The organism is Kineosporia sp. NBRC 101677 (assembly GCF_030269265.1).
Lineage (GTDB): Bacteria > Actinomycetota > Actinomycetes > Actinomycetales > Kineosporiaceae > Kineosporia > Kineosporia rhizophila.
In genome coordinates this window covers 553,930-575,220 of sequence record NZ_BSTA01000006.1, presented here as the reverse complement: position 1 = coordinate 575,220, position 21,291 = coordinate 553,930, and the positions used below count along the sequence as shown (strand labels likewise).

Annotated in this window: 15 protein-coding genes and 3 pseudogenes; 11 read left to right on the top strand and 7 right to left on the bottom strand. The window is 65.9% G+C overall.

What is annotated here, in order from left to right; genetic code table 11:
• Positions 1–8: 8 nt before the first annotated feature.
• Positions 9–2,492, bottom strand: a complete 2,484-nt coding sequence (locus tag QSK18_RS20695) for a non-reducing end alpha-L-arabinofuranosidase family hydrolase (RefSeq protein WP_285622033.1) — start codon at positions 2,490–2,492, stop codon at positions 9–11.
• Between the two features lie 598 nt (positions 2,493–3,090).
• Here QSK18_RS20695 and QSK18_RS20690 point away from each other — a divergent pair.
• Positions 3,091–4,614, top strand: a complete 1,524-nt coding sequence (locus tag QSK18_RS20690; protein ID WP_285622030.1) for a sigma-70 family RNA polymerase sigma factor — start codon at positions 3,091–3,093, stop codon at positions 4,612–4,614.
• Between the two features lie 155 nt (positions 4,615–4,769).
• Here the strand turns inward: QSK18_RS20690 and QSK18_RS36285 are convergent.
• A pseudogene (locus tag QSK18_RS36285) lies at positions 4,770–4,935 on the bottom strand (IS5/IS1182 family transposase); the annotation flags it as partial.
• A 488-nt stretch (positions 4,936–5,423) separates the two neighbouring features.
• Here QSK18_RS36285 and QSK18_RS20680 point away from each other — a divergent pair.
• The 5 genes and pseudogenes from QSK18_RS20680 (at position 5,424) to QSK18_RS20660 (ending at position 11,357) form a co-directional block, all read left to right on the top strand.
• Positions 5,424–5,747 carry a hypothetical protein gene (locus tag QSK18_RS20680; protein ID WP_285622027.1) on the top strand — a complete coding sequence of 108 codons (324 nt, stop codon included), beginning with the start codon at positions 5,424–5,426 and terminating at the stop codon, positions 5,745–5,747.
• Positions 5,748–7,437: 1,690 nt separating this feature from the next.
• A pseudogene (locus QSK18_RS20675) lies at positions 7,438–8,275 on the top strand (transposase family protein).
• A 208-nt stretch (positions 8,276–8,483) separates the two neighbouring features.
• A complete protein-coding gene (locus QSK18_RS20670) occupies positions 8,484–9,431 on the top strand; it encodes an RNA polymerase sigma factor (protein ID WP_285622024.1) in 948 nt (315 codons plus the stop codon).
• Positions 9,432–9,521: 90 nt separating this feature from the next.
• Positions 9,522–10,346, top strand: a complete 825-nt coding sequence (locus QSK18_RS20665; protein WP_285622021.1) for an alpha/beta fold hydrolase — start codon at positions 9,522–9,524, stop codon at positions 10,344–10,346.
• A 357-nt stretch (positions 10,347–10,703) separates the two neighbouring features.
• Positions 10,704–11,357 (top strand): annotated as a pseudogene (locus tag QSK18_RS20660) (IS5 family transposase).
• 778 nt (positions 11,358–12,135) lie between these two features.
• Here QSK18_RS20660 and QSK18_RS20655 read toward each other — a convergent pair.
• Complete coding sequence (locus QSK18_RS20655) at positions 12,136–14,217, bottom strand: hybrid sensor histidine kinase/response regulator (RefSeq protein ID WP_285622018.1); 2,082 nt, start codon at positions 14,215–14,217, stop codon at positions 12,136–12,138.
• A 56-nt stretch (positions 14,218–14,273) separates the two neighbouring features.
• Complete coding sequence (locus QSK18_RS20650) at positions 14,274–14,828, bottom strand: TetR/AcrR family transcriptional regulator (RefSeq protein WP_285622015.1); 555 nt, start codon at positions 14,826–14,828, stop codon at positions 14,274–14,276.
• A gap of 82 nt (positions 14,829–14,910) precedes the next feature.
• Here QSK18_RS20650 and QSK18_RS20645 point away from each other — a divergent pair, with 82 nt between their 5' ends.
• A complete protein-coding gene (locus QSK18_RS20645) occupies positions 14,911–15,630 on the top strand; it encodes an SDR family oxidoreductase (protein WP_285622012.1) in 720 nt (239 codons plus the stop codon).
• 197 nt (positions 15,631–15,827) lie between these two features.
• Entirely contained in the window at positions 15,828–16,766 is a 939-nt protein-coding gene (locus QSK18_RS20640) for an NAD(P)-dependent alcohol dehydrogenase (RefSeq protein ID WP_285622008.1), read from the top strand.
• A gap of 14 nt (positions 16,767–16,780) precedes the next feature.
• On the opposite strand, the gene QSK18_RS20635 is transcribed toward QSK18_RS20640, so the two are convergent.
• Both QSK18_RS20635 and QSK18_RS20630 read right to left on the bottom strand, forming a co-directional pair.
• Positions 16,781–17,122: a YciI family protein gene (locus tag QSK18_RS20635; protein ID WP_285622005.1), complete on the bottom strand. Its 342-nt coding sequence runs from the start codon at positions 17,120–17,122 to the stop codon at positions 16,781–16,783.
• Between the two features lie 542 nt (positions 17,123–17,664).
• Entirely contained in the window at positions 17,665–18,108 is a 444-nt protein-coding gene (locus QSK18_RS20630) for a MarR family winged helix-turn-helix transcriptional regulator (protein ID WP_285622004.1), read from the bottom strand.
• An 85-nt stretch (positions 18,109–18,193) separates the two neighbouring features.
• Between QSK18_RS20630 and QSK18_RS20625 the strand changes: the two genes are divergently transcribed.
• From QSK18_RS20625 to QSK18_RS20615, 3 genes are all read left to right on the top strand, one after another.
• Positions 18,194–18,607, top strand: coding sequence for an SDR family oxidoreductase (locus QSK18_RS20625; protein WP_285621999.1), 414 nt, complete (start codon positions 18,194–18,196; stop codon positions 18,605–18,607).
• The gene (locus tag QSK18_RS20620; RefSeq protein WP_285621994.1) at positions 18,555–19,052 is read left to right on the top strand and encodes a Rossmann-fold NAD(P)-binding domain-containing protein; all 498 of its coding nucleotides are present in this window, start codon (positions 18,555–18,557) and stop codon (positions 19,050–19,052) included. The genes QSK18_RS20625 and QSK18_RS20620 overlap by 53 nt, the downstream gene beginning before the upstream one ends.
• Before the next feature lie 128 nt (positions 19,053–19,180).
• The gene (locus QSK18_RS20615; RefSeq protein WP_285621992.1) at positions 19,181–20,740 is read left to right on the top strand and encodes a S1 family serine peptidase; all 1,560 of its coding nucleotides are present in this window, start codon (positions 19,181–19,183) and stop codon (positions 20,738–20,740) included.
• A 55-nt stretch (positions 20,741–20,795) separates the two neighbouring features.
• On the opposite strand, the gene QSK18_RS20610 is transcribed toward QSK18_RS20615, so the two are convergent.
• Positions 20,796–21,233 carry a MarR family winged helix-turn-helix transcriptional regulator gene (locus QSK18_RS20610; protein ID WP_285621989.1) on the bottom strand — a complete coding sequence of 146 codons (438 nt, stop codon included), beginning with the start codon at positions 21,231–21,233 and terminating at the stop codon, positions 20,796–20,798.
• Positions 21,234–21,291 lie beyond the last annotated feature (58 nt).

Here is a 21,291-nt window from a genome sequence, read left to right as displayed (position 1 = left end):
AGTGGGTTTCAGCGCTGCAGGGTGAGCAGGCCCGGCCGGTAGGGCAGACGGCCGTAGTCGCCGCCGGAGCTGGGGTTGCGGCCCTGGTACAGCAGCTGCAGGTTGCACGGGTCGACCGTCATGGTCTGGTCGGCGCTGGTGCGGATCAGCTCGCCGTGGCTGATGTCGTCGGTCCAGGTGGCACCGCTGTTGGCCTTGCCTGCGAAGGGCTTGCTCTCGGTGGCGGCCTGCGGGGTCCAGGTGCCGTTCAGGCTGGTGGCAGTGAAGGAGCGGAAGTAGCGGCGGTTGTTGGTGCCGACCGCCTCCACAATCATCAGGTACTGGTTCTGCCCCTGGACCTTGTACACCTGGGGGGCCTCGAACAGGTTGTTCTTGGTGTCGCTCAGGACCACGGTCGAGCTGGAGCCGAAGCTGCCCGGGAAGTTCCCGATCGGCATGCTCGCGCGGTAGATCTTGCCGTTGTCGCCGGCGAAGAACAGGTACATGTTCGTGCCGTCACCGATGATGGTCTGGTCGATCGGGCCGGTGCCGGAGTCGGTGATGTTGCCGGTGAAGAGGGTCTGGGCGGCCGACCAGCCGTTGGCGTTGGTGGGGTCGGAGGAGGTGCGGTACGAGAACTTGGTCGGGCCCCACTGGTAGGTGAGCACCCAGATCTTCTTCGGCGCGAAGTAGAACAGCGAGGGAGCGACCGTGGCCGAGTTCATCGGGGTCTGGGTGGCGGTGGCCAGGTCGGAGAACTTCGAGACGGGGCTGAAGGCCATCGAACCCCACTTGTCCCCGTTGTCGTGGGTGGTGGCGTAGACCAGTTGCTTGCCGTTGTAGGGGGCGGTGGTGAAGTCCTTCAGCGAGGCCCAGCCGGACTTCGGGTTGGCCAGTGATCCCGTTGAGGTCCAGCGGTACGTCGACGGGAGCGTGCACCCGGCCGTAGGGCTCGTGGTGACGGGGGTCGTGGTGGCGCCGACGCGGGTGAGCTGCCACTGCTGGTTGGCGGCGTTGGTGTCGGTGCCCTGCACAACGTCGGCGCCGTCGGTCTTGGCCGAGCCCTTGACCTCCAGCGCCTTGGCGCTGTCGCGGTTGATCAGCTGGATGTGGCCGTCGACGTTCTGGATGCTGAACTGCTGGTTGGCGCCGTTGCGGTCGCCCCACTGCACGATCTGGGCGCCGTCGTTCTTGGACCAGTTGTAGACGTCCAGGACCTTGCCCGACAGGCGGGACTTCAGCCGGTAGTACCCGTCACCGGAGGCGACGAACTGCCACTGCTGCTGGGTGCCGTCGTTGCGGGACCACTGAGCGATCCGGGCGCCGTCGTCGGTGGCGAGGTTGTACACGTCGAGCGCCTTGCCGCTGTTGCGGTTGAGCAGGACGTAGGAGGCGTTGGTGTCGATCGCCGAGGAACCCCCGCCGGTGCCGCCACCCGTGTTGCCGCCACCCGTGTTGCCGCCACCGGTGTTGCCGCCCGTGCTGGTGCCGGTGTTGAGGGCGTTCAGGACCGAGGTGTAGGCGGCCTTCTTGTTGCCGGAGTTGTCGAACAGCAGCGGGTTCTCACCGGTGCGCCAGGAGTCGCTGTCGCGCACACCCCACACGGTGATGCCGGTGCAGCGCGACACGGCCAGGCAGGCCTTGGTCACTGCGGCGTAGGTGTTGGCCTGGTTGGAGCCCTGGGCCACGTCGAGCTCGGTGATCTGCACGTCCACGCCGGCGTCGGCGAAGCGCTGCAGGTTGGCCTGGTAGTCGCCGGGCATGCTGGTGCCCAGGTGGCTCTGGAAGCCGACGCAGTCGATCGGCACCCCACGGGCCTTGAAGTCCTTGACCATGTTCAGGACGGCTGTGGACTTCGCGTTGATGCCGTCGGTGTTGTAGTCGTTGTAGCAGAGCTTGGCGGCGGGGTCGGCGGCCCGCGCTGCACGGAACGCGGCCTCGATCCAGTCGTTGCCGGTGCGCTGCAGGTTGGAGTCGCGCCGGGCACCGCTGCCGCCGTCGGCGAAGGCCTCGTTGACCACGTCCCAGGCGTAGATCTTGCCCTTGTAGTGGGTGGCGACCTGGGTGACGTGGTTGATCGCGGCGCTACGCAGGGCGCTGCCGGACATCGACTGGGCCCAGCCGGGCTCCTGGGAGTGCCAGAGCAGAGCGTGCCCCCGGACCTTGGCCCCCATGGCCACGCCCTTGTTCAGGATCTGGTCGCCCCGGGTGTAGTTGAACGAGCCGCGCGAGGGCTCGGTGGCGTCCCACTTCATCTCGTTCTCGGCCGTGAGCGAGGTGAACTCGTTGGTCACGATCCGGTTGTACGTGGAGTCACTCAGCCGGCCACCGGCGACGGCGACGCCGAAGTAGCGGCCCTTGGCCGTTGCCGAAGCGCCGAGCGTGGTGGCAGCTTCGGCCGGCGCGGCGACGGCGAGGGTCACCCCGCCCAGAAGGGCGGCGGCTGCGGTGGCCACACAGGCCTTCCACCAATGGACGCGTGGGGTCCGGTCGGTTGGGACGGTGACGGTCATGAGTTGGGTGCCTCTCGGAGCTGAAAAGGGTCGGCGGTCGGCGACCTACGGGGCGGCGCAGGTCACTCGAAGGGCAAGAATTAACCTGGGCCAAAGGGATCCGGATGCAATGGTCTTCTTTGCGGTCCGGGTCTGGATCGGCGTAATTCAATGCTGGCAGAGCCCTTTCGCCGAGACAAGCGTGCTCACGGCCCGGCGATCGGTCTTTTCGACATCGTGCCTGTTCAGAGTGGTTGCAAGGTGTCTTCGCAATTATCTGGGAAAAGGTTTGTGACGGGTGGTCCGGTCTGTCGAGTTCACGGCGGCGACCAGGCGGAGGTATTCGAGATAACAACTTCTGAAAAGAATTTTTTGGGCCGGGTGCCCGTCCGGTCGTCCATTGTTCTTGTTCTTGAGTTCAGCAATCCTTGACTAAGGGAATGTCAGGGCCGGAGCGGACACGGCGGTGGAAAGAATGTGCTGAGTTCTTGTTATACGGCCGATCCCGCAGTGGTCGCAAGGGCGCCCGGTGACCACCGCGGCTTGACTCCACCAACGCCCTCGTTCAGAGTCAGTTCCCCACCGGCGCGCGGCCCTGGCCGCTCCGACCGACAGCGACATGGAAATGCAGACCAGCCACCCTGATGAGACAGCCCGGGTCGTCGCGGCCCAGGCCGGCGACCGACGAGCCCTGGAAGCGCTACTCGATGCGCGCCTGCCGTTCGTCTACACCATCGTCCGGCGGGCTCTGAGCGGCAGCCCGGAGGTCGACGACGTCGTCCAGGAGACGATGCTGCGGGCCCTGCGGGAACTGCCCAGACTCAACCATCCGGAGAGCTTCCGGGCCTGGCTGGCCGCGATCACCATCCGCCAGATCAGCACGCACCAGCATCGCTGGAGCAGGCAGACCGCCCGCACCGCGGCCCTGGAGGAGCTCACCCAGGACGAAGAGGCGCTCGCCGTGCAGTTCGAGGACGCGACGGTGCTCAACCTCGAGGTGGCCGATCAGCGTCGTCAGCTGGTGCGCGCCCAGCAGTGGCTCAGCCCTGACGACCAGACCTTGCTCTCGCTGTGGTGGCTCGAAGTCACCGGCCAGCTCACCCGGGCCGACCTGGCTACCGCCCTGGGGGTGAGCGTCGCGCACGCCACCGTGCGCGTGCAGCGCATGCACGCCCAACTCGAACTGACCCGAAGCCTCACCGCAGCCGTCGAGAGCCGGCCCCGCTGCGCCGACCTCGAGCGTGCCCTGCACAGGTGGGACGGCAGGCCCCAGCCGGTGTGGCGCAAACGCATCCTGCGGCATACCCGCACCTGCCCGACCTGCCTGGGTGCGGCGAACGGCCTGATCGCCCCCGAGGGGCTGCTGGTGGGCCTGGTCCTGCTCCCCGTCCCGGTCGCCCTGGCCACGACCCTGCTCGACAAGTTCTCCGCGGGTACAGCCACGGGCGGCGCGCTCGGTGGTAAGGCGGGTCTCAGCGCCCACGTTCTCCAGACGGCTGCCGCGCACCCAGTTTCCGTCATACTCCTGACCGGCTCCGTCGTGACCGGCGCGATGGTCGGCACCGTGAACTGGCCGGACTTCTCTCCGTCGCCTCCGGTTGTGGTGACGGATCCGGCGCCGGTGCCCACGTCGTCCCCGGTCGACACAACCCCTCGTCCCCGGTTGGCGAAACCCGTGGCCACGAGCACGACCAGGCCGGCAGGGCGACTGGATCTCGGACGGGTCTCGCTGGAACCCGTCAACATGGGCGGCTTCTACGCCTCGACCAGCGAGACCGGCGCCATCATCGACGAAGTCGGACCCACGAGCGGCAAAAGTGCTCGTACCCGGGCCACGTTCGAGGTCGTCGCGGGTCTGTCCGATCCGACCTGCTACTCCTTCCGCCTCGCCGACGGTGAGTACCTGCGTCATTCGTCGTGGCGGTTGCGCAGCGCCCCGGATGCCGGGACCGCCCTGTTCCGGGGCGATGCCACCTTCTGCGCCGGCGCCGGGTCGACAGCGGACTCGATCTGGCTGGAGGCCGCCAACTATCCGGGCTGGTTCCTGCGGCACCGTGGCCTGCAGCTGTGGGTGGACCAGGACGACGGGTCCAAACAGTTCCACGCTGACCGTTCATTCCGGGTGCGGGACCCGCTGGGCTGAGAGCTGCGCGAATCCGATTAAGAGCTGTGGCTTCGCCTGTCAGCTTTTGGCTCCTGTATGCGGGGGGCTGTGACGCAGGATGGCCCGAAGCAGCCACCGCAGCGCTTCCCAGCGCAGGGGTGCTGCTCGGGTTGCCGGGCCTGTTGAGTAAAGGATCAGTTCAGAATGAGCAGTCGTAGCCAAATGATTGAGCAGGCAATGGATATAAGGTTTCGAGGATGTCGGCTCGGCGTTCGCAGCGGGTGCGCAGGCGTTTGGAGGCGTGCAGCCAGGCAAGGATCGCTCGACGTACCAGCGGTAAACGCCCAGGCTGGGGCCGTGCTCGGCATCTGCCTGGCCCGCTGCCGCGCAGACGTCCTGTTCGCCATGCTCTGCGACCGCAAGCCCTACCAGCCCCGGCCTGCGGCCGGGGCTGCAGCAGCTATCGCTGTTGCTTGGCAGGACCGTAGAGACAACCCCTCGTAAGGGCTTTGGTGTGAGAGGAACCCACGATGGCCGCGCTCAGGTCCAGCTTGCCGGCCGCGCGCAGCTCACCCGAGAACTGCTCGTGCAGCTGCTGCCAAAGCCTGGCCTCGTGCCATTCGTCCAGGCGCCGTCAGCAGGTGGCGCCCGAGACGCCGAACAGCGAGATCAGGACCCGGTTTTACCCCACACCCGTGCGCGCGACCCACACGATCGCTTCCAGGACCGCCCGGTCATCCGCACGCAGCCGCCCCGGGTGGCGAAACCGGCCCTGCCTTAGGAGCAGTGAAGGCTGCAGCCAGTGCGACATCTGATCGGTCGGCACCCTTTCATTCACGCACGGCATCGTGGATAAGCGCTGGAGTCCGGAGCAGAGCGCCCATAAGCTACGAACCAAGCACGGCCGACGAAATGCCATTGAGACGATCTACTCGAGCGAGAGGCACGGGTCGTGCTTCGGACCTGGCGACGCGCACCGACCTCGCTTCATCGTTCGCTATAACGAAGATCGTCCGATTAAGGCTGAAACCCGCTCCATTACAGGCCGTCTGGAAAGGAACTTGATCGTCGGCTCCTGCAACCGTTCGGCCATCGGCACCCTCGTCGAACGAACAGCCCGCTTTACCATCCTGCTGCCCATGGATGGGACTTTACTAGCGGAAACCCGCTGAGAACAACTAATTTCGCTCTTCGCTTGCTACCCGATCACCTACGACGTTCTAACCTGGGACCAAGGCTTTGAGATGGCCCTTCGTCCACATGGTCACCCAAGCGGTTGGATACTCATCTATTTCTTCCGACCGGGCCGCCCCTGGCAGCGGGACAGCAACGAGAACACGGACGGGCTGCTTCCCCTCTACTTCACCAAAGGAACGACCTCAACCTTCATTCCACCCAAGGAACTCCAGCGGATCAGCGAGAAGCTGAACCAAGCGCCACGCAAGACTTTCGGAAGGCAAGCATCCCTTGACCTCTTCGCCCGGCTCCCGGCCGGAGCTTCGTAGCGACGGCCGGGAGCCTGCCTAGTGCAGCCACCCGAGAGCAGTCCTGCAGATGTCGGTTGGTCTACCTTTCCCGGCGCCTGTCGCTGGCGGCCGGCATGCCGACGTACAGCACTGGTCTGGTCGTGCAATTAATGACTCTTATGACTGGGACCAGGAGGGTTTGGTCATCCTGGATCTGCTCCCGGGGGACTAGCCGATCAGGGCCGAGGCGCAGGAAGGTGCGTCAGGAGCATCGTTTCGCCACGCACCAGATACCCTGCCTCTGGGCGAGTCCACGATCCTCCTGTCGAGCCGTGGTTCGTCAGGCATGGGCTGACCGTTCAAGCGCAGCCAGCCGGCCCGTTCTACGCTTGGCCGGACCATGGCACATGCCGTGGTTAGATCTTCGTGGTGCGATGCTCAGCATTTATTCGGTGTCGGAACGCTGGTCTGCTCGTAGGTACCTGAAAGAGCGATGTAGCGGTCGCATTTGACGATGTACCCAGCGTAGTCCTTGTATTCAGCGCTGTTCCGCCGCAGAACCCGAAGGATGTATGGCTCGTTGGGAGATAGTTCGATCGGGAGGCACTGGTTCGGTTGCACGATCGTTGTCGTCGATCCGTTCTGCGGAAAGACGGCTAGGTAATCAACGCCAACGCCATTGTTGCAGAATATATTCCACAGCGATTGGAATGCTTGCTGGTCAGACCCAGCGGGGGTGAAACCAGTTGGTGTCCCAGAGGTGACTCCGGGTGGATCTGCGCGGACGAATTGCGAAGACGACATTGTACTAGGGCTCTCCTGCGCGTCGATCGACTGCGCGGAAGCCGAAGAGGCGCCCGACAGCAGCAGTGTGGTGACTCCCAGGAACGCAATCGTCATTCTAGCGGTCAGTCGCATGACGGTCCTTTCGTTGTGGGTGTAGACAAAAAGATCACGGCTCCTCGGCCCTGTAAGGTTCATCCCAAATCAGAATGATGTCTAACGTGGAGCTCCCTGAGCAGTTGCTCGCCGGCGCAGGGACCGGGTTGGGACCGCTGGACTGGAGGAACCGGCCCCAGCGGCGGTGCGGCCATGGCGGAAAATGGGGTCGGCCAGGCAGAATGCGAGGATTTGCGCGCTGAAATCCAGCAGGCAACCGTCGGTGGCCGAGTGAGCAAGAGGCACCTGCCCAATCGGCGCGCGGTCTGCTTCCCATCAGCGGGCATCAAGTGGTCAAAAGACTTGCGGTTGGCTTCGCCGGCGGTCAACGTCACGGTCGGCGTCGAGAATGAGCCCTTGTCATCCTGATCTTGGCGCCTGACCCCTGGTCCGAGATGCGAAAGAGCCCTGGTGGGAAGGGAATTGTCTAGATCATCCGCACCACTAGGGGCTCCACATGCTTTCCTACCTGTCGGGCATGGCTGTGTCTGGTCGCGCCTTGAATCTGCTATCTGCTGTCCGCGGCGATCCGCCGGACCCGCCGCGAGATGGGCTCACGTTGGCGCCGTCTGGAACCAGGGCGGCAGGTGCTGCTGGTCCTGGCCCACCTGCGCAGAGGCGAGACCTATGCCGACCTGGCTTGCGGTTTCGGCATCGGGATCCGCACCGTCTACCGGTACGTGGGCGAGGGCATCGATCTGCTCTGCGCGATGGCGCCTGCTGCGACGCGGTGGCGTCGCCGACGCTGGAAGAGGCGATCGAGGTTGCTCGGGGGCAAGGCGTTCGTGATTCTGGACGACAGTCTGCTACGGATCGACCGGGTCATGATGGCCTCGAAACGAGACCGGCCCTTCTGCAGCGGGATGTGGAAAACCCACGGCGTCAACGTCCAGGTCATCGCCGACCCAGCGGGCCGGCTGATCTGGGTCTTACCCGCGCTGCCCGGCTCCGTCCACGACATCAGGGTCGCCCGCCACCACGAGATCTTCACCGCCTTGGCCAAGGTCGAGGTGACGGCCTTCGCCGACACCGCCTACCAGGGCTCGCCCGACAACGTCCGGACCCCGCTGCGCGGCGGCCGCCAGGACCCGGCCATGAAGACGATGAAACCTGTTTCCGCTGCTCAGAGGGCCGCGAAGACCGCTCACGCCCGCATCCGCGCCATCGGCGAACGCGCCAACGCCCAGCTGACGAACTGGCGCATCCTGCGCAAGATCCGATCCAGCCCCAGCGACGCCACCAACCTGGTCAAGGCCGTTCAAACCCCAGCCGGGCAGGGTAATTCACCAGGATGACATCAATTCAGTGATCGGACGGTGCCGACAACATTGGTCACTTTCGGATGGTTTGCGTGGTAACGGGGCGTTGCCGTGGCACACGATCGCCTCCTTGCGTCCTCAGCGCGCCTCGGAACTTGGAATGAGTCCCACACTGATTCCGGCGGCATCCGCCGAGCGGCCCGGCCGGAGTTGATCAAGAGAGCAACATGTGCAGAATGCTGGCATGAGATGTACTGCGTCCTCCCTCCTCGACGAGGCGAGACAGTCGACGCTGGTCGGCGCTGCGCAAGCCGGTGAGGCCGGGGCATTCGGAGCTTTGCTCGCCGAGCAACGGGCTGACATGTTCGCGGTGGCGCTGGCAATGCTGGGAGACGTGCACGACGCTGAAGATGCTGTGCAGGATGCGATGCTGACGGCACTTATCCGCATCGGCGATGTGCGTGATCCGCTGGCGGTGGGTGCTTGGCTGCGAATGATCGTGCGGAACAACTGTCGGATGAAGCTGCGCCGGGTCACCACGACCGCACTGGATGCCGTTCCTGCCCTCCTGCCTCACAACGTTGAGATGGCCGACCCGCAGGCGGTGCTTGAACGGCACGCCGAAAGGGACCGGGTGTGGGAAGCCCTGGAACGGCTACCTCACGCTCTGCGGTCAGTGACGATGCTGCGCTATTTCTCCACCATTACCCGGTACGACCAGATCGCTGCCCTGTGTGGAATACCGGTGGGCACCGTCCGTAGCCGACTCAGCGATAGCCGTCGTCGACTCTCCGTGAGCCTGTTGGAGGCCGACGGCCTTGTGCGATCCGGGGTTACACGCCTGAACGATCGCCGCGTGCACGAGGCCCGCGTCGCAATCATGGGTCTGCACGCCGGAACGTTTCATTCGGAGCTAAGTCGTTACTGGCGCGCTGACGTCCAGGCCGTCTGGGCCAATGGCCGCCAGTTCCACGGAATCGAGGACATCGGAAGGCTCTTGTACCCGAGCATGGCGGAGGGCGTCCGCTTCCACCTGACGTCTGTAGTCTCCAGCAGCACGGTTGCCATCTGGGAGATGAACATCCGAAAGCCTTTGAACTCCCGCACGGGCTGCCCACCCCGCACGGCCTGGATGCTCGCCTACGACGACGATCAGGTCGCCACTCTACGGGTCTTCAACGCCACCGATTAAATTTCGCGCACTCCCGAACTTTGCTGCATCGGCGCGCATCTTGTCTGTACATCCACACGAAGGGCCTGACGGCCCAGAACAGAGACGAACATGCGTACGATCATCCTGGTTCACGGGTTTTGGCATGGCAGCTGGTGCTGGTCGCTTCTCACGGCTCAGCTCGCTGCCCACGGCGTCCCATCGGTTGCCGTCGATCTGGCCGGACACGGCCTAAGTAGCCGGTCTCCGAAAGCGCGATGGGCGAGGCCCTTCGACGCCGAAGCATTCGCCAGTGAGTCCTCTCCGTTATCCGGTGTCACCACAGCTTCCGCGGCCTCCACACTGATCGAACAGATTCGCCTGATCGGCGACGGTGAACCGTGCGTCGTGGTGGCCCACAGCATGGGCGGAGTCGTGGCAACGCAGGCCGCCGAACTTGCTCCTGAACTGTTCGCGCACCTCGTGTATGTCAGCGCCTACGCCCCTATCACCGGTTCCGTGATCGATTACGCGGCACTGCCCGAGGCCGCCGGTTCCGGTGTGACCGACCTCCTGGTGGGTGACCCAGCAGCAGTGGGAGCCCTACGCTACGACACCGGCAATCCATCACTGCTTAACGATTTCCGTGAACTTTTCTACGGTGACGTGGAGGTGGCGACCGCCGCTGCTGCCGTTAGCTTGCTTTCCAGCGATGCGCCCCTCCTGCCGTCGCTGGACCAGGTGAGGGTCACGGCGTCTCGGGGCGGAAGCGTCCCCCACACCTACGTGATCTGTACGCAGGACCGCGCGATCCCTGAACCGCTGCAGCGCCGTTTTGTGAAAGACATTGACGAAGTCTCCACATCCGCAACCAATGTCGTAGCGCTGCAGACCTCGCACTCGCCGTTCCTTTCGAATCCGGCGGCGCTGGCGGACGCAATTCTCTCCGCTTGGTGAAAGTGAGGATGCTGACCACCCCAAGCACGGCGATTGTCGATCAAGGTCGGCTCCTCCTGTCTCGTTGAACATGCCGCGGCGGTCCCGGCAGATCTTGCCGGTGACCGCTGCGACGGAGGAAACTCCGTTGCTCCCGGTGCGGTGCCCGCGCCCACCGATCATGGCGACCGGGTCCGCTGACCGTCTGCTCACTCTCGCTGCTCAGCAGGCCGGCATGATTCACATAGCAGTTTCGTTTAAGCGGCTCTTAGAGCGTGTCTCATTAGGAACGAACTGGCCGTTTTGGCATGGTGGGGCGGCGTGGATGAACTGTCTCGCCGTCTGGTCCTGGATGAGTTCTGGGTGATCGTGTAGCCGCTGATCCCCGAGGCTCCAACCCGGCCGCAGGGTGGTGGCCGGCCTCGGGTGGAGGACCGGGCGATGTTCACGGCGATTCGGTTTCGTCCTGGCCAGCGGTGTTGCCTGGTGGTGTTTTCCGCCGTCGTTCGGCGTGAAGTGCCAGACCGCGCATCGCCGGTTCAGCAAGTGGATGCCGCGAGCGTGAAGGGGAAAGGGAGGTCCCTGACCGGGTCGAGCCCGGTCGATCGAGGCAAGCCCGGATCGAAGACCCACGCACTGTCCGACCACAACGGCCTGCCGCTGTCTGTCGCATTCAGCGCGGCCAACACCAGCGACAGCCCGGCCCTAAAGCTGCTGGTCAGAGCAATTCCCGCGATCCGGTTGCCGCGCGGGCCACGCCGTTGCAAACCGGCCAAGCTGCACCCGGACAAGGCCTACGACTGCGCCGGGATCCGCGTGTGGTTGCGAGGGCGAGCGATCGTGCCCCGGATCGCGCGCAAGGGCGTCGAGTCCAAGGAGCGACTCGGACGCCACCGCTGGGTCATCGAACGAACCATGGCCTGGTTCACCGGCTATCGCCGCCTGGCCATCCGCTACGAACGCAAGGCCTCCCACTTCGCAGCCTTTCTCACCCTCGGCGCCGCCATCACGTGCTACAAGAAGCTGCCCTAATAAGACAAGCCGTTACGAAAAGGGATGCTCGTGGCCCTGCGGGGCATTATGGCCACGGACTCACCGGTCTTTGATGACGCCCGGGCCCGGATGGGGCAGGCTCTGACTCGCCTGCTTGAGTCGGCAACGCTGCCGGCACCGTAGGCGGTGATGTGCCTTGCCCCGTCCTCCTGCAGGCCCTTGGCGGCATTTGTGCCATGTAGGTGAGCGAGGGTGGTTGGAGGAGGCCCGGCAGATAGCCGGCCTCCTTCTGAAAGGCCTGCGTTACGGTGCTTCTCGTGACGAGGATCGCTGAGGCGCAACCCTGCAATTCACCCGCGCAGTCGCTCGTGCCGTCGCATGAACTGCTACCTCTGATGCCGCTGCAGGGCCCGCCCACCGAATCTCTGCCCTGCGGAACTGGCCGAGATGAACAATCGGGAGAATTTCTGGGCCTGCCTGGCCGCTCGCCACCCGCTATATCAGCACACATCAGCATGGTCGGAGAAGGCTGGCTGCTCGCTCTACAGCCCGGGGCGAATTCCCCAGAACGAGGGGGCGCGCTGCTACTTCTTCCGCTTCGGCCGCGTTGCTGTCCTACGTCATTCATCGTTTGGGTTGCACGGTTTTCGGATGCCGAGCCCCCTGATCCGGGGTGAAACCGCCTTCTGGGCCGTCGCCGGTCGACGCCGGACTCAATCTACCTGGATGTCGCCAACCATCCGGGCTCGTTCTGCAGCACCGTGACTTGCGGCTGCGGACGGATGGGGTGCGGCAGGCTGCGGGACCGCCGCTGGTTTCATGGCATTGCGGCGTCTATCGTTTCGAAGAGACGCGCAAGACTGGCGCGATTGATGGGTTTGGTCAGATAGTCGTCCATACCGGCCTCCAGACATTCGTCCCTCTGGTCCTCCCCGGCGGCGGTGAGCGCAACGATGAACACGTCGCGGGTGCGGGGGTTCTCGCGCAGGGCCCGGCTGGTCTGCAGCCCGTCCATACGTGGCATGTGCCGGTCCAGGAAGATGAGGTCGAAGTGGCCGTCCTGGGCGATGGCGAGTGCTTCGGCCCCGTCGCCGGCGGTGGTCACCTCGGCGCCGAGCTGGTTGAGGTAGGCGCTGGCGACCCGGCGACCGATGTCGTCGTCATCGACCAACAGGACCCGCGGCGCAGTTGCGGGCGGGTGCGGGATCTGGGACGGCACGCCGGAGTGCTGCGACTGGGTTGGTAGCTGATGCGGTGAGATCGCAGTCACCGGCAGGTCCATGGTGAAGGTCGTGCCGCCGGGCTGGCTGCTGGTCACGTTGATGGTGGCGCCCATGAGCTCGCAGAGCTGGCGGCACAGGGCCAGGCCCAGGCCGGTGCCGCCGTGGGTGGCCCCGGCCGCACCCTGCTGGAAAGGGCGGAACAGGTTCGGGAGTTCCTGCGCGCTGATGCCCGGGCCGGTGTCGGCGACGATGAAGCGCAGGTGCTTGGGCCGGGGCACGTCCAGGGTGAAGCTCACGCCTCCTGTGGAGGTGAACTTCACCGCGTTGGCCAGAAGGTTGAGCAGGATCTGACGCAGGCGGTCAGGGTCGGCCTCGACCTGGGCGGGAACGCCCTCGCCGATCATCAGGTCCACGCTCAGGTTCTTCACGTACGCGGATCCCCGCACGCTGTCGGCCACTTCATGGGCCAGGTGCGCCGGATCGATGGGCCGCGGCCGAAGGGTCGTCTCCTTGGCCTCGCCCTTGCTGAGATCGAGGATGTCGTTCAGCAGGGCGATCAGAGTGCGGGCGCTGGCCAGGGCGATGCGGGCCCGTTCGTGCTGTTCGGCATCGAGTTCGTCGTTCAGGAGCAGTTCGAGCATCCCGTGGACGCCGTTCAGAGGGGTGCGGATCTCGTGGCTGACGGTGGCCAGGAACGCCGACTTGGCGCGGGTCGCATGTTCGGCCGCGTCCCTGGCCTTGGCCAGCTCCCGGGCCTGCTGACGCAGAACGCTCACGTCCGTCATGGCTACCACCGCACCCACGACGCCCAGCGTCTCGCCATGCAGGGTACGTCCGGCCGATCGCACCGTGACCGTGGGCCGGCCGGCCGGTGCGATCACCATCAGAGCGTCGCTGACATAGCCCTCGTTCAGCGCCCGGTTCAGCGGAATGTCCTCGGCCGGCAACGGGGTCACGCCGTCCTCGGCGAACAAGCTGTACTTGTCCGCCCACTGCTCCGGGTCCAGGCTGGAATCGGCGTCCAGGCCGTGCATCTGGCGGGCGGCCCCGTTGAACAGCGTCAGCCGGCCCTGCCGGTCGCAGGCGACGACCCCGACGTCGATGGTGTCCAGGACCGCACTGACCAGCGCCTCACGCTGCTCGGCGTCCTCGGCGAACTGCTGGGACTCCCGCGAGACCCGGGCGAACTCGAACAGGGTCACGACCTGGTCGGCCAGATCGACCAGGGCGGCGCGCTGGATCTCGCTGAGTTGCCCCGGTTCGGAGGAGAACACGCACAGGGTTCCCAGAACCCGGCCGTCCGGCAGCAACAACGGCGCCGAGGCGTACAGACGTACTTGTGCCAGCACCCCGTTCACCCAGGGGTTGTTCTGGAAAGCCGGTTCCAGCTGGGCATTCGGCGTGTAGCGCAGATTCGGGTCGCAAATCGCCCGAGCGCACATCGAGTCGCCCAGATCGGAGCGGCCGCCGTCGAAACCGATTGATCCGACCTGATGCTGGAAGCATCCGCCCAGCAGGTTCACCACCGCCGAGGGCGTACCACACACGGCGGCCGCCACCCGGGTGATGGCCCGCAGTTGCTCCTGTGGAGCTTCCTCGGGCAGTTCGTACTCGGCCAGGAGCGCGTCCTCGCCGGAAATCTCGGCCCGCTGCACCCCGACCTCCGCATCCGCCACCTCGCGAACATCGGGCGTTCAGCCTGGTCTCTGAAGTGCGGGCCGGGATCGAATGATCAGCCCTGGGGAGGAAAGGCCGCCATTGCGGTCTCGGCGATGGCCTGCAGGTCCTCAAGGGTGCCGCCATCCCGCGCGCAGCCGGACATGCCGCGCAGGATCGCCACGAGGAACGAGGCCAGGCGGTCGTTGGGGGTGCCGGGCGGAAGGTCGCCGTCCTTCGCACCGCGCTCCAGTCGGCTCACGAGCCGCTGATGAAGCTCCTCGCGTTGTGAGGCGAGCCGTGGCTCGGTCAGCATCAGGCAACCGGGAGGCGTTTGGACGTCGGTGTGGGCGTGGGCGGTGTCGTCCAGTATGCGCAGGATGCTTTCGCGCGCGGTGGGCAGTTCGGCCGCCTGGTCGAGTCCCTCGCACGTGCGCCGGAAGTACTCGGCCGAGGCTTCCTCGAACAGACGCTGCTTGTCCCCGAACGCCGCGTAGAGGCTCGGCGGCGACACGCCCATGGCCGCGGTGAGCGTCGCGATCGACGTCGCGTCGTACCCCTCGCGCCAGAACTGTTCGACGGCAGCCGCCAGGGCTGCGTCGCGATCGAAGCTTCGGGGTCGGCCGGCCATGCACCCATCATAACGTAGTGATCGCTATGGAATGTGGTAGCGTCCCCGACATCAATAGTGATCGCTACAGAATGGAACTGTCGTGGAGCTGAAGGACGCAGTAGTGCTCGTCACCGGAGCGAACCGGGGCATCGGGGCCGAGTTCGTCAGGCTCCTGAAGGAGCGCGGAGCCGGCAAGATCTACGCCGCCGCCCGGGACGAGAGCTCCATCCAGGCCGACGGCGTCGAGCCGATCAGGCTCGACATCACCGACCGCGGCCAGATCGAGGCCGCGGCTCGCCGCGCCGGTGACGTGCAGGTCCTGATCAACAACGCCGGCATCTCCACGGGTACGTCGCTGATCGGGGGAGACGAGGAGGCCGTACGGCGGGAGATGGACACCAACTTCTACGGTGCGCTGCTGCTGACCCGTGCCTTCGCCCCCGTCCTCAAGGCCAACGGCGGCGGCGCCATCCTCAATGTCGTCTCCGCCCTGTCCTGGTTCACCCTTCCCGGGGCCGGCGCCTACGCGGCGTCGAAAGCCGCAGCGTGGAGCCTGACCGACAATGCGCGCCTCGAACTCGCACCCCAGGGGACGCATGTGGTCGGCGTGTACATGGGCCTGGTCGACACGGACATGAGCAAGGGCCTGGAGGCGCCGAAGGTCCCGGTGGCCGACCTAGCGGGCGCGGGCCTGGATGCGATCGAGTCGGGGGCCCAGGAGGTCCTGGCGGACGACTGGGCGAAGTTTGTGAAGTCCGGGCTCACGCTCGACCCGCAGCAACGGTACGAGAAGATCTTCGCCGCCCTCAGCGGGAGCTGAGCGGTCCCTCCCCTTCTAGGCCCCACACCATTCGGTGAGGTCCAGAGGCCCGGCCCTCACACTCGTCCTGAATTCGATCTTTCTGCTGGGCGTCTGGGCTATGCGTGAACCTCCTCGTCGACCCAGGCGTGTCAAAGGGTGTAGGGGTTTGCTCACCGCGGCCCGTCGCGTAGTCCCGTGCTCGCAGGGAGGGTGCCGTGAAGGCAGTTTGCTACGAAGCGTTTGGTCCGCCCGAGGTGCTGCGGGTGCTCGAGGTTCCTCCACCTGTGGCCAGAGCCGGGCAGGTGCTCGTCGAGGTGCACGCCGCGGGGGTTCACCCGGTCGAGATGGCTATCCGCCAGGGCAAACTGCGCAAGATCGTTCCGGGCCGGTTTCCGCGGGGCGTGGGCGGTGACTTCTCCGGGCGGGTCGCTGCAGTGGGAGAGGGGGTGAGCCGGGTGGCTGTCGACGAGCTTGTCTACGGGGTCATGCCGCACATGAAACTGGGCAGCGTCGCGGAGTTCGTGGCTGTCCCGCAGGAGAAGGTGGCACGCATCCCGGACTCGATCAGCGCCATCGAGGCGGCCACTCTTCCTGTTGCCGGAACCACCGCCCAGCGGGCGCTGACCCATAGCGTCACTCTCGGCCCGGGCCAACGCCTACTGGTTCGGGGCGCCACCGGCGCCGTGGGAGTCGTGGCGGTGCAGCTGGGTAAGGCCCTGGGTGCTCACGTGACCGCACTGGCGAACGCACGCCATGGCGATCTGGCGACGTCCTTGGGGGCCGACGTCGTCCTGGACTACAAGAAGACGCCACTGCGTACGCTAAAACAGTTCGACGTGATCCTCGACCTGGTCGGCACGCAGGTGTCGGACCTGCGTCGGCAGCTGAGCCCGAAGGGGCGGCTGGTCACCCTGGCGCTAGACCCGGATCATCTGCTGCGTTCCTTCCTCGGGGTGCTCGCACCCAGGACCCGGGCGTTCACGAACAATCCTTCAGCGGCCGACTTGGAGGCGCTCACCCGTTACGTCGAGCAAAAGCAGATCCGCCCGGTCGTGAGCGAGGTGCTGGCCATGCACGAGGTGGTGCGGGCGCACGGACTCGTCGAACGAGGTGGCATCCGTGGCCGCCTGATCCTGGACCTGGGTAAGGCCTAGAGGGACGAGGGTGCTCACACCTGCGGATCCGGCATCAGTTCGTGGACTTTCTGGGGGCATCGACAGGAGACGGCGATCCGGGCCGCCCACTCCAGCGCCTCCTGCCTGGTGGGCACGTCCACGATCGAGAAGCCTCCCAGGGCCTTTTCTTCTACTGCGTCACCCACGTAGTCGGTAACCGACCCGTCGGTGGCGACCACCTGCCTCCCCTGATGGATCAACCCGCCTCCGAACACCCACACTCCCGCGGCCTGGGCCGCTCTCACCACTGCCATCGAGGCTCTCGCGAGTTCGGGCAGTTCCTCCGGGGTAAAGATCATGGTGCCCTCGTCGAAAGAGATCATGTAGCGGGGCATCGGGCTTCTCCAGTCTGCGGGTGGCTCCGCAGGAAGGACCGGCGAAGCCGGCAGAACTCATCGTGCAGGCAGCACTCAGGATTCGCGCCCGGTCGCGTCGGTGACGACGAGCGCGCCGGTGTCAGGATGCCCGAACGCCTGTCTGAGGCTGCTGGCCTTGGTGCTCGGCACTCGGTTTTCCGGGGTGTCGAGGGTTATGCGTACCCTTCACCTCGTCATTGCCGCCGAGAACGAGACGGTCGCTTCGTAGCCGGTCAGGGCAAGAGCCGCTCATTGAGTGAGCAGCTGAACCGGAACCGATGCTCATTCGTGTCATGAGTGCCCCAACTGGGAGGGGCGCAGTTCCTGCGGGGATGTCATCAGGGTGATATTTCCCGCAGGAACGCTCTCCCAGGTTCTCTCGGGGCCGCTGGTGCCGGCCAGACCGGGATCCCTCAACCAGGGCCTGGCCGGCGCCTAGCGGAGGCGCAGGGATGTATTGCAGGGGGTCCGCGGGCTTGAAGCGTTAGTACTCGCGAGGGCCCGTTGCTGTCGGCACCCCATCACGCGCATGGATTGTTCGTCCTGCTAGGGGCCAAGCGCGGGAGCACCGCGTTCAGCGTGTCTGTTTCTTCCCGAAGCAACCCCAGCTGATCCGGCTGGTTCTCGGTCTGCACCGCGGGCCAGACCTCCTGCGTCAGAGCGTGCCCCGGGTCGGTAAGGGCAGGGATTGCGGCGTCCTTTGGCCCGGCCCCTTCGCAGCGGCTTACACCGCGCTCCACCAGTCCGTCCAGGACACCGCTGATCGACTGTGGGCGTGCCAGCACCTCACGTGCCAGATCAGCCTGGGTGAACACGGCCCCGGTGGACGGGTGGCATTGCACGCCGAACTGCACGGGAGAGATGCCGCGCGGGGCGAAAATCTGGTAGCTCGCGTTCGGCCTAGCGTGCGGCGGGATCAGAAACCACTTGCCCAGGCCGTCGATGTGTTGAGGGGGCACGTTCACATCGGCTTGCCACCGCTTGGGTCTTCCATTCCCTCACTATCAGGTTCCTGCTATCCGTAAGGTGGGCATGTCTAAATCCCTACCCATGTACTTGCCCTCTGCGCAGAGTGACGTTGAGGGGCGCTCGCTGGTCATCGGGGCCATCGGTCGCGCCCTGGCCGACGAGCTGCTCGCTGGCGGCGCCGATCTGCGGGTGATGTGCCGACGTGCCGAACAGGTACGTGGCTTCTTAGGCCGCGGAATCGACGCTGCTCAGGGCAGCCTGGACGACAGCGACGGCTTGCGTGCAGCGTTGCGTGAGTGTGATCAGCTGTTCTTGAACGCTCCGCCGGGGCTGCAGCAGCGCGGGCAGAACCGCCGTATCGTCGATGCCGCCGTCGATGCGAGAGTGTCTCATGCGGTGAAGATCTCGGATGCGAACCCGGAATTAGCCATTCTCTGGGCGCATGACCACGCCCGGGCCGATGAGTACATCAGGCGCAGCCTGGACTGTTCTTAAACCCGGCGCCTTCGTCGGTAACCTGCCGACCGAAGCGGCGGCGATCCGCCAGTTCGCTGCCGCAGACGAGCGGAAACGGCGCCCCCGCATGGGCGCCACGGCCGATACTGCGGCCGTGGTTGCCCGAATCCTGGCCGATCTCGATCTGCAGGGGCAGGCCGGCGATGGCGGGAAGACGTACCTGCTGACCAAGGATCGTCCTCGCTCCTTCCTGAAGATCGCCAGCCTCCTCACGGAGGCCCTGGGGTGCCGGGTGCGTTACCTCCAGCTGCCGGTCTTCTACGCGAGGCTGAGCGCTTCGGGGGTTCCGGACTGGCGGGCACGCGGTCTGGCTCACCAGTACGTGGACGTAGTGCGTCGTGGTCAAGACGGCGGAAGGTTGTGCAGCCGACCATCCCTGACTTGCTGGGCCGCCCCGCCACCACGCTCGCCGACTTCGCCGTGAAGCACCGAAGGAACTCAGCTGCGACTGAGCGCACCCCTGAGTGAGCGCCATGACGGCTCTGGGGTTTCGTCAGCGTCTGCGATCTTGCTTACGCTGACGAAACCCCGCCGTCGCTAGCTTCCGTGGCCATGAGCAGACGGATACAGACGATCGTGCTGGGTGGCCTGGCCATGGTCATGGCCGTGGGGTGGGCGCTGGTCAGTACCGGTCCCGCAGCCGCGGTCATCGGCAGTACCGAAGCCCGGCAGCCCTATTCGTTCATGGCGTCAGTTCAGTACGAATCGCCCCGCAGTGACGGGCACCGGTGCGGTGGTGTGTTGATCGCACCGCAGTGGGTGCTCACGGCCGGGCACTGTGCCAACACCCCGACCGGAGCCACGGTGGCAGTGCCGCGCGGCTGGAAGGTGCGGGTCGGCTCGTTGAGCACCGACACCGGCGGTGAGCTCGTCGAGGTGGGCAAGTTCTACCGGCGCCACAATCGGTACGACCCGGCCGGGGAGGACCTGACGCTGCTGCACCTGAAGCATGCGGTGAAGGCGAAACCGGTGACGCTGTCCACCGGTACCCCGGCGGACGGAACCGCTGTGCGGATCCTGGGATGGGGTGCCACCTCTGAGGCCTGCTTCGGCGAGTTCAATGACCGGACGTGCTTTCCCGGCCAGCTGCACCAGGCCGACACCAAGGTCGTGCCCCTGGCCCAGTGCTGGGACGAGGACGGCAACACCCTGCCGCTGTGCATCGGCAGCAGGGAACCGGCGGTCGGCGCGGGCAACATGGACTCCGGTGGCCCCGCCCTGATGCGCGTCAACGGCGACTGGGTCCTGGCCGGCACGGTGATCGGCCCGGGCACCCGGGGGGCAGACCTGCCCGTCATGTACACCGACATCTCCAAGAACCGTGACTGGGTCAACGGCATCATCACCGGCACGAATGTGCCCGCCGACAGCGTCATCCCGGACATGGAGGGCTCGGCCACGGTCGGCGACTGCCGCGGAGCGGTGGTGCGCCCCCGCACCGCCCGGCCACAGGACAAGGCACTGGTGCTCACGAACGGCCACTGCGTGGCGGGTTCACGGCCGGCGCCGGGCAAGGCCCTGGTCGATCGGCCCGCCGGACTGGACGCACCGGTCGTCATCGCCGACGCCGCCGGATACCCGCAGGCCAGCGCCCGCGCCGAGCGGCTGGTGTACGCGACCATGACCGGCACCGACATCGCCCTGTACCGGCTGGACAAGACCTACGCCCGGCTCACCACTGAGGGGGCGAAGGTGTTCGACCTGACCACCCGCCCTCTGCGCGCCGGTGACTCCTTCGCCTTCCTGAACCAGATGGCCCGTCCCACCTGCTCGGTCGAGGCCGTGGTGCCGCACCTGCGGGAAGCCGGCTGGCAGCAGGACAAATCGGTGCGATACGCCCTCGCTGATGCCTGCACCAGCAGGCCCGGCGACTCCGGTTCGCCGCTGGTGTCCCTGGGCGGGGGCACCGTGCTGGGAATCAACAACACGCACAACGACAGCGGTGAGCGCTGCACCGAGAGCAACCCGTGCGAAGTGGGCCTGGACGGGACGGTCGTCGTTCGTGAGGGCCACAGCTACGGTCAGCAGGTACACCAGATCGCCGGGTGCCTGAACAAGTCCTCGGCGCTGGACCTGAAGCGGGCGGGGTGCTCGCTGACTGCTCGCCGCTGACACGTACCGGGGCGGTGGCTGCGCTGAACGATTCAGGTGGCCACCGCCTTGGGTTTCACCCCTCCAGCAGTGTGCGCAACGTGCGGTGGAGCTGAGCCGATGCGTTCGGGTCAAGGCCTGCCAGGAAAGACTTTTCGGCCTGTGCGTACGCCGCCCACGCGGCATCGAACGTTTTCAGGCCTTCTGGCGTCAGCTCGACGACGTTGCGCCGGCGGTCGGCCGGGTCGGGCCTGCGGGTCACCACGCCCTTGCGCTCCAGGGCGTCCAGCAGCGCCACCATCGTCGTCCGGTCGATACCGAGCGTCTGCGCCACCTGCAGCTGTGACTTCGGCTCCTGGTGGGCCAGGACGCGCAGTGCTCCGATGTCTTTGCTGTCGATCCCGAACGGCTGCAGAGCGGCGTCCGTCGCGGCCGTGAGCCTCGCGGTGGCGTGTTTGAGCAGATACGCCAGGACGTCGTGCGGATCGGCGGCGGGGCGGGCTTCGCTGGACATGACCCGCAGTCTACGCCTAGTCTGATCGTCAGCAGCACTGACGATCAGACATCAACCG